Below are 14,523 nucleotides of genomic sequence, written 5' to 3'. Positions count from 1 at the left end.
ATGCGCGCCGCACTCGGGACCATCGCCGCCCTGACCCTGCTCGCCGCGACGGCCTGTTCGGGCGGGGACGACGAGCCGGAGGCCGGTCCCGACAGTCCGTCGTCGGGCACCACCACGACGACCGAGCAGCCGGCCGACGTCTGCGCCGTCGTCACCGACGAGCAGGCCGCGGCCTGGGCCGGAGCCCCGCGCGGGGTCAAGGAGCAGAGCGAGCTCTCCGGCGCTCTGCACTGCGCGGTGGACACCGAGCTCGGCGACCCGATCAGCATCGAGTGGGACCTGCACCCGAGCGCGGTGACGTTCGACCGGGTGCTCGGTACCGAGCTGCAGCCGGGCCTGGCGACCGCGAAGGTCGACCTCGACGGCACCGAGATCACCGAGGCGACGGGGAAGTTCGCCGCGTGGACCTACGCCCAGGAGTTCGTGCCCCTCGACGACGGCACGCTCGTGGTCGAGGTGTTCGCGCACCGCGACCACGTCGAGGCCGGTACGCCGCGGCGGCTGCGCACGATCGCGCGCGAGCTCGCGTCGTCGTACCTGAAGGCTCCCGGTTTGTCGATCGACCTGCCCGGGTAGGCGGTCCGCGGCAGCGACCGTACCGGGACGGAGAGCGATGACCATCGACCTGCAGATCGACTGGGGCAACCTCGAGCAGCTGCTCACGGTGTTCGACGACGTGGGCGGGGACTCGGAGAAGATCCGCGACTACGCGAACACCTGGGTGTGCAGCAAGGAGGGCTTCGACTACGACCTCTGCGCGCTCAAGCCGATCGCCGACGTGATGCCCACGCTCCAGGGCTACTTCACCGACATGCAGACCTTCTTCGCCGGGCGCTGGTCCGGGGTGCGCGACGCGGTCGTGCTCTCGGCCAAGGACATCGACCTCACCGACGGCGCGGTCAACCACGCCTTCCTCAACCTCGCCGCCGGCATCGCCGAGGACGGCGGCGCGCCCGACGTCGCGGCCGCGATCGAGGCGCTCAAGCTCGACCCGGTCCCGATCGACCTCAGCGAGCCCGACAAGGGCGGCGAGCAGCTCGCGGGCCAGCACGACGACCGGTTCGAGGTCGCGAGCGACACCTGGGACGGGCTGCGCGACACGATCAACAGCGGCATCGACGGCATCAACTGGGCGATCGGCGTCGCGCGCGACGCGGGCGTCGACATCGGTGACGTGCCCAAGCTGCCCGGCGAGAGCCTGCGGGAGATGATCGTCTACCCGCTCTCCGGCAACTACGAGGTCATCCAGCGCAACGGCAACGCCTGCACGATCATGGGCAAGGCGATGCGCGACTGGGGCACCAACTTCAGCCTCCTGTCCGGCAAGACCACCCTCGCGCTCCAGGGACAGGCCTCGCTCGGGCTGGTCGCCCAGCTCAACGCCTACAACCTCGTCCTCAAGGCCGTCGGCACCGGCGTCGGACAGGGCGAGCACGTCTACGCGTGGGTCGCGAAGGTCTCCGAGGAGATCGCGATCGTGGTCGAGAAGGTCATGGTCAAGATGAGCCTCAAGCTGGCCAAGGTGGCCTCGCGGATCGGCTCCAAGGCGGTGCCGATCATCGGCTGGGTCTCGCTCGCCTGGGACATCATCGACAAGGGCTTCGCGGCGATCACCGACATCTGGAACGACATCCAAGAGCTCATCCAGATGATCGAGGACTGCAAGAACCTCGTCGACGAGATCGACGCCTGGGCGCAGGTCGCGGCCGACCGGCTCAAGGTCTTCCAGCAGATCCTCGACCTGGTCAAGGAGCTGCCCGGCGTCAACGCCGGCGGCGGCATCGACGCGCTCCAGGCCAACCTCGACCAGATCACCAAGAACCTCGAGGATGTGCCGAGCTTCGACGAGTCCGTCAGCGGCGCCCAGACCGAGCTCGACGAGGCGATCGCGGACCTCGCGGGTCAGCATCCCGAGGAGTCCGGCGACTTCGACGACGACGGCGATGACGACGACACCGTGATCCTGGCGCCCGGGCCGTTCGAGGGCACCTATCCCGGCTCGGGCTCCGGCTCGTCCGACGGCGGCTACGTGTGAGCGGCCCGGCGGCGTACGACGCGAGCGAGGGGGCCGCGGAGCACCCCAGCCTCGCGGCGCTCGAGACCCGCGCCGCCGAGGACGCGCTGCGCGCCGCGCTCGACCGGGTCCGCGAGGACCTCGACGCGATGGCCGAGCGCGAGCGCGACGAGCCCCTCGATCCCGGCGTCGCGGCGGTGCTGGAGCGGATCGCCGGCGCCCCCGACGCGCCGCTGGAGTACCGCTCGATCCACGCCCGGGTCGGCCGCGGAACCCTCACCTGGGCGGGCCTGTGGCACGACCCGGACCACGAGGGGAGTGCCGGTCGCCGGCTGGTCCTGGACGCCGTCCGGGTGCTCGCCGCCGAGGTCGTCATGCCCGCGCCCGAAGGCACTGCGGAGCGTTGAGGTACGCCCAAGGGCGAGTCTCGGCTGCGCGCCTTGTGGGGCATAGGCGATAATGGTCACGCGCACAGTCGGGTGCACAGGGTGCTCGACAGCTCGCAGAGGTAGTGGAAGAGGGGTGCCGCATGGCGGCGATGAAGCCTCGGACCGGTGACGGTCCGCTCGAGGTCACCAAGGAGGGTCGCGGCATCGTGATGCGCGTCCCGCTCGAGGGCGGCGGCCGACTGGTGGTCGAGCTCAATGCCGAGGAGGCTTCCGCGCTCGGCGATGCGCTCAAGAACGTGGTCGGGTGACCTCCCCGGTCACCACCCGCACGTCCGGCCCGGTGCTCCCGGGCCAGGTCTCACCCCCCGAGTTCGCGGCCAGCGAGCTGCTGCCCGGTGCGATCACCGGCGTCGACGTCGTCGCGCTGCCGGTGCTCCCGGGGGATGACGGCGGCATCCTGCTCGGGCTCGGTGCGGCCGAGCTCGCTGACGAGCTCGCGCTCGACCTCGTCGGGATCGCCGAGGTGCACGGGCTGACCGGCGCGACCGGCGAGGTGGCGACCGTTCCGGTGCCCGAGGGGTCCGCGAGCAATCCCGCGCTGCGCCTGGTGCTGCTGGTCGGTGTCGGCGCCGCGCGGCCGATCGACCTGCGCCGGGCCGGTGCCACGATGGCCAAGGCCGCGCGCGACCGCGCCGCCGTGGTCACCTCGATCCCGGCCGTCGCCGAGGACGCCACGCCCGACGACCCGGTCGCCCTCGAGGCGTTCGTGGCCGGCACCATGCTCGGCTCGTTCGTCTTCCACTGGCGCTCGACCGGCCCCGAGCACACGCCCGTACGACGGGTGGTGCTCGCCGGCGCCCCGGCCGCCACCGACCGCTCGGCACTCGAGCGCGCGGTCGCCCTGGGCGGTGCGGGCTGGCGCTCGCGGCTGCTCGCGACCGTTCCCTCCAACCTCAAGAACCCCGCGTGGCTGGCCGCGCAGGCCGAGGAGGTCGCCGCGGCCGCGGGTCTCGACGTCCGGGTCTGGGACGAGCAGCAGCTCGCCAAGGAGGGCTTCGGCGGCATCCTCGCCGTCGGTGCCGCCTCCGCGACCCCGCCGCGCCTGATCCGGCTCGACTACACGCCGGGCGGCGTCTCGGCGCGGGCCGCCAAGAAGCTGCCGGTCGTGGTGCTCGTCGGCAAGGGCATCACCTTCGACTCCGGCGGTCTCTCGATCAAGCCGAGCGCATCGATGGGCTCGATGAAGCGCGACATGACCGGCGGCGCGGTCGTCCTGGCCACGATGGCCGCGCTCGCCGACGTCGACTGCCCGGTCCGCGTGATCGGGCTGATCGCCGCCGCCGAGAACGCCATCTCCGGCAGCGCCCTGCGCCCCGGCGACGTCCTCACCCACTGGGGCGGGCGCACCACCGAGGTCGGCAACACCGACGCCGAGGGCCGCCTGGTCCTCGCCGACGCCCTCGCCTACGCGGTCAGTGAGCTCGACCCGGCGCTCGTCGTCGACGTCGCCACCCTCACCGGCGCGGTCAAGGTCGCGCTCGGCCAGCAGGTCGGCGGCCTCTTCGCCACCGACGACGCCCTCGCCGCCGCGCTCAGCGCCGCCGGCGAGCGCGCCGGCGAGCCGCTGTGGCGCTTCCCGCTCTACCGCGGCTACGACGACAAGCTGGCCTCCAAGGTCGCCGACGCGAGCAACGACCCCGGCGGGGCCGGCGCGATCACCGCGGCGCTCTTCCTGCGCCCGTTCGTCGGCGACGTCCCGTGGGCGCACCTCGACATCGCCTCGGTCGGCGACGTCGAGAAGGACTCCTACGAGTGGACCGTCGGTCCCTCGGGCTTCGGCTCGCGCCTGCTGCTGTCGTGGCTGGGCTCGGTCGACCCGCTCGCCGGGGTCGGCGACCAGGACTGAGCAGCACCGCTCGGACCCAGCGGCCCGATCGGACCCCGCACGGACGACACCGCCCCGGCCAGCAGCTGCTGACCGGGGCGGTTCGTCGTTCTCCGGGGGCTCAGGCCGGGACGAGCCGCGGATCCTGGTCGGGATCGGAGTCCGGGTCGATCTGGTCCTCCGGCGCACCGGCGCGGAGGTTGTCGCCCTCGACGTCGATGTTGGGCAGGATCCGGTCGAGCCACTGCGGCATCCACCAGGACTTCTCGCCGAGCACCAGCATCGCCGTCGGCATGATGACCATCCGGACGAGGAAGGCGTCGAACACGATCGCTGTGGCCATCGCGAAGCCCATCAGCTTCAAGAAGGTCAGGTGCGAGAGCGTGAAGCCGGCGAAGACCGAGAACATGATCAGCGCGGCCGCGGTGATCACCCGGGCACCGGCGCGGTAGCCGATGTGGACCGCCTCGGTGGTCGGGGCGCCGTGGTGGTGCTCCTCGCGCATCCGGCTGACCAGGAAGACCTGGTAGTCCATCGCCAGGCCGAACACGATGCCGATGAGGAAGATCGGCATGAACACCAGGATCGGTCCCCGGTCCTCCGGTGCGATCCAGCCCAGCCAGCCGTCCTGGAAGAAGCCGACCGTGACGCCGAACGTGGCCGCGATCGAGAGCAGGAAGCCGAGCGAGGCGATCAGCGGGATCACCACGGAGCGGAAGACGATCATGAGCAGCAGGAACGCCATGCCGATGACCACCGCGAGGTAGAGAGGGAGCTTGCTGGTCAGCGCGTGCGAGAAGTCCGCGTTGATCGCCGCGATGCCGCCGACCCCGACGTAGGTGTCGGTGCTGGAGCCGACCGCGCTGGAGGCGTCCCGGACCTTCTCGAGCAGGTCGGAGGTCTCGGCGGTGGACGGTCCGCTGTCGGGCACGATGATGAACTGCGCCGCCGTGCCGTCCGGGTTCGGGATCGGGCCCAGGAAGCCGTCCTTGGCGATGTGGGGCAGGTCCTTGACCTTGGCCGTGAACGCCTCCTCGGCCGCCTTGAGGTCGCCGCCGTCGCGGGCGTCGACGATCGCGACGAGCGGGGCGGACTTGCCGGCACCGAAGGCGTCGGACTGGATCGCCAGGGCGGCCTTGTCCGAGGGCTGGGCGGCGTCGAGACCGAGCTCGATGTTGGCGACCGGGATGGCGCCCAGGGCCAGGACGGCGACCGCGCCGACCAGGTAGGGGAGCGGCCGGCGGATGAAGGCGCTGATGATCCGGTCGCCCGTGGTGCGGCGCTCGGTCTGGTCGGGGGTCCACAGGCCGGGCAGGCGCGGCTTGAAGACGATCGACTTGAACAGGCCCAGCAGCGCGGGCAGCACGGTCAGGGCGACCAGCACGGCGAGCAGCACGGTGACGGCCGCGCCCAGACCCATCTGGGCCAGGAACGACAGCCCGGTCAGGGAGAGGCCGGCGAGCGCGATGATGACGGTCGCTCCGGCGAAGACGACGGCGGAGCCCGCCGTACCGACGGCGATGCCGGCGGCGTGCGAGCGGTCGTCGGTCTTGAGCAGCTCGAAGCGGTAGCGGGAGATCACGAACAGCGAGTAGTCGATGCCGACCGCGAGGCCGATCATCGTCGACAGACCGGTGGTCGAGGTGCCGAGGGTGAGGAAGCTCGTGCCGATCAGGATGATCGAGCTCGACAGCATGATCCCGATCATGGCCGAGACCAGCGGCATCAGCGCCGAGAGCAGCGCGGCGAACGTGATGACCATGACGACGATCGCGATCGCGATACCGATCATCTCGGCCGGGGGCTCGGCCGGCTCGGTGTTGGACGCACCGGCGGTCTCGACGGTCAGGCCGGCGTCGCGGCCGGCCTCCTTGGCCTTCTCGACGGCGTCCTTGGTGGCCTTGCTGAGCCCGTCGCTGTCGGTGAACTTCGCGTTGAACGCCAGGTTGATGACGGCGACCTCGCCGTCCTTGCTCAGCGTCTCGGCCGCACCCGGACCCTTGGTCGGGTCGACGATCGCGGCGCGCTGCTCGTCGGTCAGCTGCGGGGCCTCCCGGAGCTTGTCGACGACCGTGGCGATCGCCGCGGCGTTGCTCGGGTCGGTGAGCGGCTTGCCGTTCTTGGACTTCAGGACGACGGTGCCGGTCAGCGACTCGGTGTCCGTGGTGTTGGGGAACGCGTCCTGGAGGATCTCCTGGGCCTTGACGGCCTCGCTGCCCGGCAGGTTGAAGTCGTCCTTGAACGGCTCCTTGACGGCGCTGCCCACGCCGGCGATCACGACGGCGGCGATGATCCAGATGCCGAGGACGGCCCACCATCGCCGGTACGAGAACCGGCCGATCTTGTAGAGGAACGAGGCCATCGAACACCTTCCACCAAGGGTCGCCCGACGCGACCGGAACGCCAAAAGCGTTCCACGAGGGAGGAAAGCGTGTCCAGGTGATTAGGTCGTGCCGAGACCCGCCGAAAGTCGTGTGACCGGGGTCACCGCGGTCGGGGTCCCCTCCGGTCAGTCACCGGACTCGGGGACCCACTCCTTCTTGGCGACGAGCAGGCCGTCGCCCACGGGCAGCAGCGCGGGCACCAGACCCTCGGTCGCGGCGACCTGCTGGACCAGGTCGCGGATGGCGACCGTCTGCTCGTCGCGCTGGGCGGGGTCGGCGACCCGGTCGTGCCACAGCGCGTTGTCGAAGGCCACCACGCCGCCGGGGCGCAGCAGGCGCAGCGCCTCGGAGAGGTAGGCGCCGTACTCGTGCTTGTCGCCGTCGGCGAAGACGATGTCGTAGTGGCCGTCGGTCAGCCGGGGGAGGACGTCGAGTGCGGAGCCGGCGATGGTGCGCACCCGCTGGGGCGCGATGCCGGCGTCCTTGAACGACTCGCGGGCCAGGCGCTGGTGCTCGGCCTCGACGTCGACGGTCGTGAGCACGCCGTCGGGGCGCATGCCGCGCAGCAGCCAGACGCCGGAGACGCCCGTGCCGGTGCCGATCTCGACGATCGCGCGGGCCTCGAGCACGGAGGCGAGGAAGCGCAGCGTGGCGCCGGTGCCGGCGCCGATGGGCACCACGCCGACCTCCTCGGCACGCGCGCGGGCGGCGACGAGGACGTCGTCCTCGTCGACGTAGGTGTCGGCGAAGGTCCAGCTGGTCGCGTTGATCGGTGTCGGAGCCACTGGCTCACCCTATTGCTTCGCGCGCCCGGCGGGTCGGAGCCGACGCCGGGGGAACACCCGATCGTTGCCGATCGTTGGGGTATTTCACAGGGAACCCTCAGTTCCCGCCCCTACGGTGAGAGGAGCCAGGAGACCTTGGCACTGATCCAGCGGAAGAAGGCCACGATGAAGGAGCCCGTCGATCCCCACCCCCAGCCCAGCGGGCAGGGGCAGTCCGACTTGGACTGGGGCACCATCGTCGAGCAGCACTCCGACCGTGTCTACCGCCTGGCGCTGCGCCTGACGGGCAACCGTCACGACGCCGAGGACCTCACCCAGGAGGTCTTCGTCCGGGTCTTCCGCTCGCTGCACACCTACACCCCCGGCACGTTCGAGGGCTGGCTGCACCGGATCACGACCAACCTCTTCCTCGACCAGGCCCGCCGCAAGCAGCGGATCCGCTTCGACGCGCTCTCCGACGAGCGTGCGGCGCGGCTCGCCAGCGCCGAGCTCGCGCCCGAGACGGCGTACGCCGACCAGACCTTCGACGACGACGTCGCCGCCGCGCTGGCCGACCTGCCGCCGGACTTCCGCGCCGCGGTCGTGCTGTGCGACATCGAGGGGCTCAGCTACGAGGAGATCGCCGAGATCCTCGGTGCCAAGCTCGGCACCGTCCGCTCGCGCATCCACCGTGGCCGGGCCCTGCTCCGCGCGGCCCTCGCGCACCGCGCCCCGACCGCGGGCCGGACCCGGTTCGCCGGCCCGGCCCCGATGCCGGTCGGCGGAGCAGCCTCGTGATCGGCCACCTCGGCAACCGGGTGAGTGCCCTGCTCGACGGGCAGCTCACCGCACGGGAGACCGAGGAGGCCTGGGCCCACGTCTACCACTGCCACGCCTGCCGTGACCTCGTCGAGCGCGAGGGCTGGGTCAAGACCCGGCTGGCCGGCCTGTGCGCCTCCGGCACCGCCGAGCGCGGCGCGCCGTCGGGGCTCAAGGGCTCGCTGCTGAGCATGCCCCCGGGCGAGGCGATCCTCGCCGACGCGGGCGCCTCCGGCGCGGGCCGCCGGGCCACCGGCGCGGTGATGCTGGGCGGGGGCGCCGTCGGCGCCGCCATGCTCGGCGTCCTGGCGCTGGGCTTCGGCGTCGGCTCCTCGCCGCCGGCCGACCGCCGTCCGCCGGCCACCCAGATCAACACCACCGTGCCGAGCGCGCCGGCCACCCCGGCCGCGCCGGTCACCGGCACCACCCCGTCGCCCAACGGCTTCCCGGGCAACCTGCCCGTGCCGGTGCGCCGGATGCTGCCCTGAGCCTCGGGTCCACCTGCGGGACCGGTGATTCGGGCCCATCGGACATGATGGTCCCGTGAACGACGCGCACGAGTCCGACCGGGAGCCCACCGAGCCGCTCGAGGCTCCCGCCGAGGACCCGGCCGCGGCGGCCGACCCCGCTCCGGCCCCCTCGCCGTGGGCGCCGCCCGGGCCGGGCGACGTACCGCTGGCCGAGAGCGTGCCGTCGGCCCCGAGCGCCCCGCTCACCCCGCCCTCGCACCCGGTGCCCGAGCCGGAGCCGGTCGCCGTACCGGAGCCGACCATGCCGCTGGCGATGGCGCCCTCGCTGCTCCCGCCGCCCCCGCCGGTGCCGCCCACCGCCGCCGACCTCACGGTCCGGCTGCCCGGTGGCCCTCCGGCGCCCGGCAGCCACCGCACGGGCCGGACCGGCTCGGGACGCCCCGCCGGCTGGGTGTGGCCCGCCGTCGCCGCGCTCGCCCTCGTCGTCGGCCTCGGCGGCGGCGTGCTGGGCGCGCTCGTCTACGACCGGGTCGCCGACGACTCGCCGTCGGGTCCGGCCTACTCCGACCAGGGCCTGGGCGGCGTCGACCTCGAGCCGGACGCCCCGCTCGCCGCGCCCGGCTCGGTCGCCGCCGTGGCCAAGGCCGTGCTGCCGAGCACCGTGCAGATCGTCGCCGACTACAAGGGCCAGTCCGCGGGCGCCAGCGGCTCGGGCTGGGTGCTCGACAAGAACGGCCACATCGTCACCAACAACCACGTCGTCGCCGACGCCGCCGCCAACGGCGGCGAGATCACGGTCGTCGACCACGAGCGCAACCAGTACCGGGCCAAGGTCGTCGGGCGCAGCTCGGTCTACGACCTCGCGATCCTCTACGTCGACGACAAGGACAAGCTCACCCCGGCCAAGCTCGGCTACTCCAGCAAGCTCCAGGTCGGGGAGCCGGTCGTCGCGATCGGCTCGCCCCTCAACCTGCCCGACACGGTGACCTCGGGCATCGTCAGCTACCTGCACCGCCCGGTCACGACGGGCTCGTCGGCCGACGAGTCGTCGTACATCGACGCGGTGCAGACCGACGCCGCGATCAACCCCGGCAACTCCGGCGGCCCGCTGGTCAACCAGAAGGGCGAGGTGATCGGCGTCAACTCCGCCATCGCCACCGCTGGCGGCGGCTCCATCGACTCCGAGGCCGGCAACATCGGCGTCGGCTTCGCGATCCCCGTCGAGCAGGTCCGGGTGACCGCCGACCAGATCCTCAAGAGCGGCAAGGCGCAGTACCCGGTGATCGGGGCCCAGGTCGCGACCGGGGGCCAGGCGCGCGGGGACGGCGCCGAGCTCGACGAGATCCTGCCGCGCACGCCCGCTGCCGAGGCCGGCCTGCGCAAGGGCGACATCATCACCCACGTCAACGGCGACCGGGTCACCGACGGCATCGCGCTCATCGTCGCGATCCGGACCCACCAGCCGGGCGAGACGATCGAGTTCACGATCCTGCGCGGCTCGGCGGAGAAGAAGGTCAAGGTCACCCTCGACGGCAAGAACGGCTAGCCGGGCGCCGGCCGGCCTGCCGGGTCAGACCTCGGCGTCGGACTCGCTGAACGGGTGGTCGGCGACGTAGCGTGCCGCGGCGCGGTACTGCTGCTGGATGTAGTCCTCGAGTCGGCTGGCCTCGACCCGCCACTGGCCGCGGCCGCCGATCTTGATCGCGGGCAGCTCGCCCCGGCGCACCAGCGCGTAGACCTGGGCGCTGGAGGTGTTGAGCACCTCGGCCACGTCGGCGAGCGTGAGGAACCGAGGGCCGTCCGAGGGGAGTCCCATGGGCCCATCGTCGCACCCGCGCGCGCCGGCCGCAGCCGGCGTGACGGGGCCTGTGGATAGCCGGATGACGAGACGGCCGCCGGCCTGCATGATGAGCGCGTGTCCAGAGATCTCGGGAACGCGACGGGCACGCCTGCTCCACCACCCGCCCAGCGGGTGGTGCGTCCGGCATGGCGTGACCCGCGGTTGTGGCTCGGCGTGCTGCTCGTGGCGGGCTCGGTGGTGGTGGGTGCGCGGCTGCTCGCCGCGGCCGACGACACGGTCGCGGTGTGGGCGGTACGGGCCGAGCGCGGCGCCGGTACGCCGCTGCGCACCGACGACCTCGTCGTCGAGCGGGTCCGGTTCACCGACGCCGCTGCGCAGGAGCGCTACTTCACCGCCGAGCGGCCGGTGCCGGCCGACCTCGTGCTGGTCCGGGCGGTGGGGGCGGGGGAGCTGCTGGCCCGCTCCGCGGTCGGCCCGGCCGCCGCGGAGCCGGTGCTCCGGGTGCCGCTCGAGGTCGACCCGAACCGGGTGCCGCCGGACGTCGGTGCGGGCTCCGTGGTCGACGTCTGGGTCAGCGACGGGCCTGGGCGGAGTGCCGGGGCCGGGGCGGGGTCGGACGGCGGGGGACCGGCACTCAGCGAGGTGACCGTGGTGGCCGCGCCGTCGTACGAGGATACGTTCGGCGTCACCGGCGCCCGCCAGCTCGTCGTGGCCGTGGACGACGACCGGGCGGTGGCGTTCGAGCGGCTGCTGGGCGGGCTGCAGGACCCGGTCATCCGGATCCTCCAGCGCTCGTGAGGCGGCGGTCGTGAGCGTCATCGTCGTCCTCCTCGTCTCGACCGGCGCGGCCTGGGAGTCGCGCGCGCTCGCCGCGCTCGCCGATCACCCCGGCACCGTGCTCCTCAAGCGCTGCGTCGACGTCGCCGACCTGCTCGCCGCCGCGCGGACCGGTCAGGCCGAGGCCGCCGTCCTCGGCGTCGACCTGCCCGGGCTGGACCAGGGCGTCGTCGACGACCTGCGCCGCGAGGGGGTCCGGATGGTCGGCGTGGCCACCGATCCCGGTCACAGCACGGAGCGGGCGGCGCGGCTCGGGATCGCGACGGTCCTGGCCGCCGAGCGCGTCGACGAGCTCGGCGCGGTGCTGGTCGCGCTGCCGTCCACGGACCTCCCGCCGCCACCGTCTCCGCCGCCGCCTCCGCCCGCACCGGCGACGGCCGCGCCCCGGGCGGCTCCCGGACGCCAGGGCCGCGTGATCGTGGTCTGGGGCCCCGCCGGAGCCCCCGGCCGGACCACCCTCGCCGCCGGCCTGGCCGGCGAGCTGGCCCGCCGCGGCCTGGGCACGCTCCTGGTCGACGCCGATCCGTACGGCGGCACGCTCGCCCAGCAGCTCGGCGTCCTCGACGAGGTCTCCGGCCTGCTCGCCGCGACCCGCCTGGCCGCCTCCGGGGTCCTCGACGAGCGCTTCACCGCGACCCAGCGCCGCCTCTCCGCCCACCTCCGGCTGCTGTCCGGGCTGCCCCGCCCCGACCGCTGGCCCGAGGTCCGCCCGGGCGCGCTCACCGCGCTCCTCGACCGCGCGCGGAGCGAGGGCCAGGTGGTCGTCGACACCGGCTTCGCGATCGCCCCGGATCCCTTCGGGGACCCCGGCGGCACCGGCCGGCCCGAGCGCGACGGGCTCACCCGCGAGGCGCTGGAGGCGGCCGACGACATCCTCCTGGTCGGTACGGCGGACCCGGTCGGCCTGGCCCGCCTGGCCCGCGCGCTCGGCGAGCTGCGCGAGCTCGTGCCCACCACGCGGGTCCGCGTCGTGGTCAACCGGATGCGCCCCACCCTCGGCTGGCGCGAACCCGACGTCCGCGCCCTGCTCGCCGGCTTCGGGGCGCACGACGGCGTCCACGTCCTGCCCGACGACCAGGCCGCGGTCGACCGTGCCCTGGTCGCCGGCCGGATGCTGGTCGAGTCCGGCGACTCCGCGCTGCGCCGGGCGCTCGCGCGGCTCGTCGACGCGCTGGCCGGCGTACCGGCGCGGGCGCCCGGAGCCCGCGCATAGGGGGCCTCTCCGGCGCCCGCGCCTGCTGCGCGGGGCTTGCGGCCGACCCGGCGGCGTTCTCGCCGACTCGACGGGCCTCCGGCCCGCCTTCGCGACTCGGCCTTGCCAGGTCGACCGCAAGCCCCGCTCGCGACGGCGCCGCCGCCGGAGACGCCCCCTAGGCGCTGAACAGCAGGTAGAGCCCGCCAGCCGTGAACCCGACCATCACCACGAGCAGCGGCAGCTGCCCGAGCACCTGGTCGCGCTTGGGCAGCAGCGTCAGCGCCCGGTCGTGCGCGGCGACCGCGCCGACCACGTGACCCACGACGACCGCGAGCACCTTGATCGTGGCCAGGAGCGTCGGGTGGTACGAGAACCAGTACGACGGCTCGAGCCCCGCGGTCCCGAGGATGTCCCAGCCCTTGCCGAACGGGTCGCTGGCGCGGGCGAGCGTCTGGGTGCCGACGTCGACGAACAGCGTCAGGTAGTGGGCCAGGATGTAGGCCAGGATGATCGGGATGATCGAGTGCGCGTAGCGGCGGGGCAGCTGGGAGCGTGGGTAGTGCGCGGCCGACGTGGTCAGCGCGCAGGCACCGGCCAGCAGCACGCCCGCGATCACGCAGAACCCGACCAGTGCGATGTTGTCGATGATCGACTTGCTGACCGAGGCGTTCTGGTAGAACTTCACCCAGAACGAGGACTCGCCGAACGAGTCGAAGGCGGTGCTGCCGAAGAGCACAGCCACGACCGCGACGAGACCCGGCTTGGCCGGCACGGTCGCGAGGTTCGCCAGCGGGCTGCGCAGGCGCAGCCGGCCGTCGACGCGGGCCCAGGGCGAGAGCTTGCCGATGAGCGAGGAGTAGACCTCGAACGGGTCGGCGTTCTCGTAGAAGCGGTTGCCGAAGATCGCGCCGCCGACCAGCATCACGCCGACGTAAAGCGCGCACCAGAGCCGGACCGTGCCGAGCTCGGTCGGGTGGGTCGAGGCGAGCTCGAGCCAGACGAAGGCGAACAGCCCGATCGCGGCCGGCCAGTAGCCGAGCCGCTCGGGGTACTCGCGCAGCCCGGTCTCGGGGTCGCCGCCGGAGATCTTGGCGAGTGCGGCGTTGATGGTGCGGACCGGGCTGATCGCCTTCCACACCGGGCCGAGCAGGGCCGAGGCGAAGACCAGGCCCACCCACCACCAGACGTAGACCATCCCGAAGAACGGGTTGGTCAGCGAGTCCTGGCCGAAGACCGCGGTGGCGACGGCGAACAGCGCGACGACCATGCCGATCGTGCGCAGCACGACGTGGAACGCCGGGGCGGCCGTGACCCGGTCGAGGAAGGCCCAGGCGGCGCGCCCGGCCCGCGGTACGTCGTACCGGGGCTGGCGCCAGGCGACGATGAGGACGGTGAACGACACGACGAGGGCCGCCACGGCGCCGGAGACCGCGAGCTCCAGCGGGATGGGCAGGTCGGCCTGCCCACCGATGCCGTGGGCCTGGAGGTCCCCGGTCAACGGACTTCGAGCTGGACGATGATCTGGGGCGGGTCGTGCGACTCCACCTCGATCACTCCGGGCCGGTCGATCGAGATCGGGAACGTCTTGGTGCCCTTGTCGTAGGCGAACTCCTGCTCGGGGTCGGAGTGCATGTGCAGCGAGCCCGCGGTGTCCGCGGTGACGACGAGGTCGACCGGCTGGCCGGTGCCGACCTTGACCCGGTCGCCGCTCGGGGTGATCTTGCCGTCCTTGACGGTGATGTCGATCACGACTGTCTTGTCGGTGCTCGCCTTGTCGTCGGTGCCGCACGCGGAGACGGCCCCCAGCAGAGTGACGGTGGCGAGCGCCGCGCCGATGGTGCGCAGCCGCTGCATGCATTCCTCCTCGTCAGGACACCCCTGGACGTACCCACGGATGCTCGGGTTCTCTGTCAGAATCTCACGGTGATCCCAACGGCGGCGGGATGGGGCCGCCGACGATCCTGA

At 72.9% G+C, this 14,523-nt stretch carries 15 protein-coding genes; 10 read left to right on the top strand and 5 right to left on the bottom strand.

All coding sequences use genetic code 11. The features are described from left to right. From CCO04_RS18505 to CCO04_RS18485, 5 genes are all read left to right on the top strand, one after another. Complete coding sequence (locus tag CCO04_RS18505; protein WP_215815577.1) at nt 1-576, top strand: hypothetical protein; 576 nt, start codon at nt 1-3, stop codon at nt 574-576. A gap of 37 nt (nt 577-613) precedes the next feature. Beyond that, nucleotides 614-2,035, top strand: coding sequence for a hypothetical protein (locus CCO04_RS18500; RefSeq protein ID WP_215815576.1), 1,422 nt, complete (start codon nt 614-616; stop codon nt 2,033-2,035). After that, nucleotides 2,032-2,421 carry a hypothetical protein gene (locus CCO04_RS18495; protein ID WP_215815575.1) on the top strand — a complete coding sequence of 130 codons (390 nt, stop codon included), beginning with the start codon at nt 2,032-2,034 and terminating at the stop codon, nt 2,419-2,421. Before CCO04_RS18500 ends, CCO04_RS18495 begins: the two co-directional genes overlap by 4 nt. A gap of 122 nt (nt 2,422-2,543) precedes the next feature. Continuing rightward, nucleotides 2,544-2,711: a DUF3117 domain-containing protein gene (locus tag CCO04_RS18490; protein ID WP_075018558.1), complete on the top strand. Its 168-nt coding sequence runs from the start codon at nt 2,544-2,546 to the stop codon at nt 2,709-2,711. Continuing rightward, the gene (locus CCO04_RS18485) at nt 2,708-4,309 is read left to right on the top strand and encodes a leucyl aminopeptidase family protein (RefSeq protein ID WP_308281336.1); all 1,602 of its coding nucleotides are present in this window, start codon (nt 2,708-2,710) and stop codon (nt 4,307-4,309) included. Before CCO04_RS18490 ends, CCO04_RS18485 begins: the two co-directional genes overlap by 4 nt. A gap of 100 nt (nt 4,310-4,409) precedes the next feature. On the opposite strand, the gene CCO04_RS18480 is transcribed toward CCO04_RS18485, so the two are convergent. Both CCO04_RS18480 and CCO04_RS18475 read right to left on the bottom strand, forming a co-directional pair. Continuing rightward, nucleotides 4,410-6,650, bottom strand: coding sequence for an MMPL family transporter (locus tag CCO04_RS18480; RefSeq protein WP_215815574.1), 2,241 nt, complete (start codon nt 6,648-6,650; stop codon nt 4,410-4,412). 147 nt (nt 6,651-6,797) lie between these two features. Then, a complete protein-coding gene (locus tag CCO04_RS18475) occupies nt 6,798-7,457 on the bottom strand; it encodes an O-methyltransferase (RefSeq protein WP_308281335.1) in 660 nt (219 codons plus the stop codon). Nucleotides 7,458-7,622: 165 nt separating this feature from the next. Between CCO04_RS18475 and sigE the strand changes: the two genes are divergently transcribed. The 3 genes from sigE to CCO04_RS18460 are packed head-to-tail and all read left to right on the top strand — an operon-like array spanning nt 7,623 to nt 10,271. Then, the gene (gene sigE, locus CCO04_RS18470; protein ID WP_215815573.1) at nt 7,623-8,234 is read left to right on the top strand and encodes an RNA polymerase sigma factor SigE; all 612 of its coding nucleotides are present in this window, start codon (nt 7,623-7,625) and stop codon (nt 8,232-8,234) included. After that, complete coding sequence (locus CCO04_RS18465; RefSeq protein WP_215815572.1) at nt 8,231-8,743, top strand: hypothetical protein; 513 nt, start codon at nt 8,231-8,233, stop codon at nt 8,741-8,743. Before sigE ends, CCO04_RS18465 begins: the two co-directional genes overlap by 4 nt. 55 nt (nt 8,744-8,798) lie before the next feature. Continuing rightward, nucleotides 8,799-10,271, top strand: coding sequence for a S1C family serine protease (locus CCO04_RS18460; RefSeq protein WP_215815571.1), 1,473 nt, complete (start codon nt 8,799-8,801; stop codon nt 10,269-10,271). A gap of 24 nt (nt 10,272-10,295) precedes the next feature. Here the strand turns inward: CCO04_RS18460 and CCO04_RS18455 are convergent, their stop codons facing one another. Further along, nucleotides 10,296-10,541, bottom strand: a complete 246-nt coding sequence (locus CCO04_RS18455) for a helix-turn-helix domain-containing protein (RefSeq protein ID WP_215815570.1) — start codon at nt 10,539-10,541, stop codon at nt 10,296-10,298. Between the two features lie 99 nt (nt 10,542-10,640). Here CCO04_RS18455 and CCO04_RS18450 point away from each other — a divergent pair, with 99 nt between their 5' ends. Together CCO04_RS18450 and CCO04_RS18445 are read left to right on the top strand one after the other, a co-directional pair. Beyond that, nucleotides 10,641-11,324: a hypothetical protein gene (locus tag CCO04_RS18450; RefSeq protein ID WP_215815569.1), complete on the top strand. Its 684-nt coding sequence runs from the start codon at nt 10,641-10,643 to the stop codon at nt 11,322-11,324. Nucleotides 11,325-11,334: 10 nt separating this feature from the next. Beyond that, complete coding sequence (locus CCO04_RS18445) at nt 11,335-12,576, top strand: hypothetical protein (protein WP_215815568.1); 1,242 nt, start codon at nt 11,335-11,337, stop codon at nt 12,574-12,576. Between the two features lie 157 nt (nt 12,577-12,733). On the opposite strand, the gene CCO04_RS18440 is transcribed toward CCO04_RS18445, so the two are convergent. Both CCO04_RS18440 and CCO04_RS18435 read right to left on the bottom strand, forming a co-directional pair. Then, complete coding sequence (locus tag CCO04_RS18440) at nt 12,734-14,056, bottom strand: hypothetical protein (RefSeq protein ID WP_215815567.1); 1,323 nt, start codon at nt 14,054-14,056, stop codon at nt 12,734-12,736. After that, nucleotides 14,053-14,412, bottom strand: coding sequence for a hypothetical protein (locus CCO04_RS18435; protein ID WP_215815566.1), 360 nt, complete (start codon nt 14,410-14,412; stop codon nt 14,053-14,055). Before CCO04_RS18435 ends, CCO04_RS18440 begins: the two co-directional genes overlap by 4 nt. Nucleotides 14,413-14,523: the final 111 nt, after the last annotated feature.

It is taken from the genome of Pimelobacter sp. 30-1 (assembly GCF_018831735.1).
Taxonomy (GTDB): Bacteria; Actinomycetota; Actinomycetes; order Propionibacteriales; family Nocardioidaceae; genus Nocardioides.
This window is presented reverse-complemented; position numbering and strand designations above follow the sequence as displayed.

Coding starts and splice junctions, on each gene's coding strand:
- CCO04_RS18505 (WP_215815577.1), top strand. CDS start 1: ATGCGCGCCGCACTCGGGACCATCGCCGCCCTGACCCTGCTCGCCGCG.
- CCO04_RS18500 (WP_215815576.1), top strand. CDS start 614: ATGACCATCGACCTGCAGATCGACTGGGGCAACCTCGAGCAGCTGCTC.
- CCO04_RS18490 (WP_075018558.1), top strand. CDS start 2,544: ATGGCGGCGATGAAGCCTCGGACCGGTGACGGTCCGCTCGAGGTCACC.
- CCO04_RS18480 (WP_215815574.1), bottom strand. CDS start 6,650: ATGGCCTCGTTCCTCTACAAGATCGGCCGGTTCTCGTACCGGCGATGG.
- sigE (WP_215815573.1), top strand. CDS start 7,623: ATGAAGGAGCCCGTCGATCCCCACCCCCAGCCCAGCGGGCAGGGGCAG.
- CCO04_RS18455 (WP_215815570.1), bottom strand. CDS start 10,541: ATGGGACTCCCCTCGGACGGCCCTCGGTTCCTCACGCTCGCCGACGTG.
- CCO04_RS18435 (WP_215815566.1), bottom strand. CDS start 14,412: ATGCAGCGGCTGCGCACCATCGGCGCGGCGCTCGCCACCGTCACTCTG.